Here is a 1846-nt window from a genome sequence, read left to right as displayed (position 1 = left end):
ACCCGCCGCCGGAGCTACTGACCCCCGGCACCACCCCGACGCGGGCCCCCGCCTCCCCGGGCGGGGGCCCGCGTCGTCGCGATGTGTCCGGATGTGGCCGTCCCCGTCCCGCCTTCGACCGGTCCGGAGGCCCCGCCTCGCCGAGTGCGTAACGCCTGGCGGGCTGGGGACGGAATAGATGAAACCATGGAAACGTTGGGTCGAGTGACCGGCTATTGGTGTAGGCAATCAACGGTCGGTACACTGCGTCGCGGAGTGTGACCGCACGCAGCCACAGCGAGTGACTGCTTTCAACCCCTGACTGCGGTCGCCGGAAGATTTGAGCAACGGCTGGTCCCTCCCGCGCGAGCGCGCGGCCACAGGAACGGCGGACACGCCGGTTCGGCGGCGTCACGCCGGCAGGCCGCGCCGCACCCGGGAGCGGAGACCCCGCATATTGGAGGCTGAAAGCCCTGACTACCTTTCGTGAACTCGGGGTCGTACCCGAGATAGCAGACGCCCTCGAAGCCGAAGGCATCGTGGAGGCGTTCCCCATCCAGGAGCTCGCCCTGCCGATCGCGCTCGGCGGGCACGACATCATCGGCCAGGCCCGCACGGGCACCGGCAAGACCCTCGCCTTCGGCGCCGCGCTGCTGCAGCGCATCGAGCACGGCGGCCGCGAGCCGCGCGCGCTCGTCGTCGCGCCGACCCGCGAGCTGGCCCTCCAGGTCACCGACGACCTGCTCGTCGCCGGCGGCAAGCTCGGCAGCCGGGTGCTGTCGGTGTACGGCGGGCGCGCCTACGAGCCGCAGATCGAGGCGCTGCGCGAGGGCGTCGACGTCGTCGTCGGCACCCCGGGGCGGCTCCTCGACCTCGTCAAGCAGAAGTACCTCGACCTGTCCAAGATCGGCGTACTGGTGCTGGACGAGGCGGACCGCATGCTCGACCTCGGCTTCCTGCCGGACATCGAGCGGATCATCGACCGGATCCCGGCGCAGCGCCAGACCATGCTGTTCTCGGCGACGATGCCGGGCGAGATCGCCGCGCTGTCGCGCCGGTACCTGACCCGTCCGACCAACGTCCGGGCCGAGTCGCACACCGAGTCGGACGCGACGCCGCAGGTCGTCCAGCACGTCTTCCAGGCCCACCAGATGGACAAGCCGGAGATGCTGGCCCGCCTGCTCCAGGCGGAGGGCCGCGGTCTGACCATGGTCTTCTGCCAGACGAAGCGGGCGTGCGACCGGGTGGCCGCCGACCTCGCGCAGCGGGGCTTCGACGCCGCCGCCGTGCACGGCGACCTCGGGCAGAGCCAGCGCGAGCGGGCCCTGCGCGCGTTCCGCAACGGCAAGATCGGCGTGCTGGTGGCCACCGACGTGGCGGCCCGCGGGCTCGACGTCGACGACGTCACCCATGTCGTGAACTACGAGTGCCCCGACAGCGCCGACACCTACGTGCACCGCATCGGCCGGACCGGCCGCGCGGGCAAGGAGGGCGTCGCCGTCACGCTCGTCGACTGGTCCGACCTCACCCGGTGGAAGCTGATCAACGGCACGCTCGACCTGCCGTTCGCCTCCCCCGAGGAGACCTACTCGACGTCCCCGCACTTCTTCGAGACGCTCGGCATCCCCGCCGGCACGAAGGGGACGCTGCCCGCCGACAAGCGGAACGGCCGCGCCGGGCTCGACGCCGAGAAGCTGGAGGACATCGGCGAGACGGGCAAGGTCCGCAGCAACGACCGCGGTCGCGGCCATGACCGCGACCGGGAGCAGGAGCGTCCCCAGCCGCGCCGTCGCAAGCGCGACCGCACGCGCACGCGGGCGGGCCGGCCGGTCGAGGCCACTGCGGCGGAGGCGGTCGAGACCGCCGC

Annotated in this window: 1 protein-coding gene; it reads left to right on the top strand. The window is 72.2% G+C overall.

Annotated features, from left to right (window positions below):
• Positions 1–518: 518 nt before the first annotated feature.
• A partial coding sequence (locus tag AB0K37_RS41995) for a DEAD/DEAH box helicase (protein WP_363991785.1) occupies positions 519–1846 on the top strand: 1328 nt, incomplete at its 3' end.

The sequence above is a fragment of the Actinomadura sp. NPDC049753 genome (assembly GCF_040674655.1).
GTDB classification, from domain to species: Bacteria; Actinomycetota; Actinomycetes; order Streptosporangiales; family Streptosporangiaceae; genus Spirillospora; species Spirillospora verrucosospora.
Note: the sequence above shows the minus strand (reverse complement) of the source record. Positions and strands in the feature narration are given on the sequence as shown.